The organism is Candidatus Stygibacter australis (assembly GCA_030765845.1).
Classification (GTDB): domain Bacteria; phylum Cloacimonadota; class Cloacimonadia; order Cloacimonadales; family TCS61; genus Stygibacter; species Stygibacter australis.
On the sequence record JAVCDJ010000132.1, the window covers coordinates 1 to 3,049 of the forward strand.

Genomic DNA, 3,049 nt, shown 5'->3' on the forward strand with positions numbered 1-3,049 from the left:
AAATTCCCAGTTACTCTTCGAGCATTTGTCTCCATTGAGGGACAATCAGCAGAGAACACGATAATTGAATTGAATGGTATTGATCAAGGTTTTATAATTGATTTTTTCAGCGATTTAGGATATGAAATTAAAAATCTTACTATCAAAGATGGTATTGCAAATTTAAATCCTAAAAGGATTTTAGATATCTTTAACACTTCTCAGTCAATCAATTCTGTGTTGCTGGAAAATTTACGGATAATAGACAATCAATTAGATAAATTACTTTGGGTTAGTTCAGCAAATTTAACTATGCGAAATATACTTTTCGAAAATAATATTCATTATCCGACTTCTGTTGCCATGCAAAATTATATGAATAATAATAGTATCGACTGTACTGTAGTAATGGAAAATTGTAGAAGCATAAATAATCATACTGGTGGTTTATACTTATATTCAGCAAGGACCAATCAAGGTGATCATAATTTCAATATTGTAAATTGTGAATTTAGTGATAATGAATATCTTAATAATTTTACGGATTATACTGTAGGTATTTCTTTATTATGTACTGATATTTATACACTCAATATTGTGAATAGTACTTTTGCCGGCAATATATTTAGAGGTGCTTTTGTTGAAAACGCTCCTTTACGATTGGCCTATGATATTGATGCAGAAATAATGAATACTATAATTTATGATAATGAAACTGAGTATTCAATAATTTTGAGGGGTAATCCTTCTCTTGGAATACCGGTTGTAAATGTACATCACAGCATCATTGAGGATGGAATTGAGGGAGTATATATTGATGGATTTGGTATCCTGAACTGGGATGAAGAGACAATCATTGAAGGAGATCCATTATTTATGTTTGAAGGAGAATATCCATATTCATTACAGGAAGATTCCCCGGCAATAGATGCGGGTTCTTTGGAATTACCTGAGGGTGTGGTTTTACCTGAATATGATCTGGCAGGCAATTTACGGATAAGAGGAAATGGCATAGATATTGGTGCTTATGAATATAATCCCTTCAGCAATCCAGTGCATGAAGAAGAGTTGGAATATTCTAATTTGGATTATTATCCAAATCCAGTGAAAATAAGTGAGGGCAGGGGAGCAGTGATCATCAATTATACTGGATTGATGCAGGTAGAGGATTATCAGATAGGGATATATAACATCAAAGGGCAGAAAGTGTGGGAATCAGAATTAAAGAAGGGATATAGCGGCATCAGATGGGATTGCTGCAATACCAGTGGCGACAAAGTAGCAGCTGGAGTCTATTTCCTGCGTCTTTCAAAAGATGGAGAATTTCTGGAGCAGGGGAAATTGACAGTGATCAAGTAATTAATCCGCCAAAGGCGGACAAGTTTTGAGTTTTGAATGAGAACGCAAGAGAAATTGGGCAACTAACAAAACGAACTTTTAATACTTGCTGTGCAGCAATGGGTGATGAGATATGGTTTTGATTATACTCCGTAGGAGTTTGCTATTTGTAGAAACTATTGAACCTGCAAAACCGTCTTTCCCTGTAGGGGATATTTATCGGGAAAGAGGTTATATTAAACCGTTATATAACACCTACAGTGTAAGGATTATTTTTTAGTTTCATAATATTACTACAAATAATTAACACCTATAGTGTAAGAAGAATGATAAGCTCAATTCTGGTGGTTCTTCAGTTCGTTTTGTTCGTAATTGTTCGGTGCTATATAATTTTTTTATTTAACCTCCATCCTAAGTTAAAACTACGGCACGACAATTGGGTCTGCCCTTACTCGTTGGTCTATCAAATATTGAGATGCAGGCTAAAAAAAATGGGAGGAAGCGCGATATACGCCAAATAATTGACAATATTTTGTTCTAATGAATTGTGACGTTAGTAATGAAATTAGTATTTAAGAACTTTAAATTGAATTCTGGAGGTCTTTTTGAAACACACCATTATCCTGATTATGCTGGCAGCGATATTCAGTTTATCTGCTTCTGTAGTTAAAACTGTTGATACACCTGACCGGCTTACTTATCACGTCACGTTTCCCGCTTCAATAATTGAAAATCAAAACTTCACAGAAATAGATGCAGATCTGGATGAATGGACTATCACAGATATTCCCGGAGCACCAGAAATGCCTTATAAAACAATTCGAGTAGCAGTTCCTCCTGCTGGCAGGATACAATTTAATACCAGAATTATCAAAAGTAAAACGATAACTTTGAATTATCCGCTTTTACCAGCACCAACGATCATTCCTGCCGGAAAGACCAGTGACTTTCTATCATCTATCAATGAGTCGCTTTATGCAGATTATGATTCAGAGCTGGCAGCAGCAGGAGAGGCAAGTTATCTCAGAGGTTTCACAATAATTCCGCTGACGATTTCTCCCTGTGAGTATGATCATCGCACTCAGAGTCTCACTATTTATGAGGAATTTGAAATCGAGATTGAGATCATTGGCAACACGAACTGGCATCAGTCATCACCCTTTGAAAAAGCCTGGCTGGATAAGGATTTCATAGCCAATTATCAGCAGGCACGCTACTGGCGACAGTCACCACCTGCTTCCAGAAGAGGAATTAACTGGGATAACTCACAATTCTGGTATCGATTAGATATATCCAGATCCGGCTCTTACTGCCTCAGTGTAGAAGATTTGAGTATTTTACCTGATTTTGCTGATTTCAACACCTTACGGCTATTCGGATTGACTCCTGAAGTGCAGGATGGCGAAACCAGTTATTTTCAGCAGGAAATACCTCTAAGTATTCAGGAAGATCGAGTCTGCTTTGATTATCCAGGATCAGGTACAGTACTCTGGCTGGCTCTTGCAGGTGATTTCCCTGAGGTACCTGCCCGGACTGAAATCGATAATTCCAGTTATAAAGAGATTGATAGTATCAGTGAAAAACCTCAGCCACAGCGCTCAAACCGTCCTGTGGAATGTCTAATGATCAGACCTCAGGATTACTTTGAAACCCAGGCAGATGAATTGATCGAAATGCATTTGCAATATTTCAATGTACAGACGGCTGTGGCGATCCAGGAAGATATTTTTGC

2 protein-coding genes are annotated in these 3,049 nt (G+C 37.1%); both read left to right on the forward strand.

Annotated features, from left to right (window positions below):
• The coding region (locus RAO94_06765; protein ID MDP8322033.1) for a choice-of-anchor Q domain-containing protein at positions 1 to 1,338 on the forward strand (1,338 nt) is incomplete at its 5' end.
• A 584-nt stretch (positions 1,339 to 1,922) separates the two neighbouring features.
• Positions 1,923 to 3,049 (forward strand): C25 family peptidase propeptide domain-containing protein (locus tag RAO94_06770; GenBank protein MDP8322034.1); only part of this gene is annotated, 1,127 nt, incomplete at its 3' end.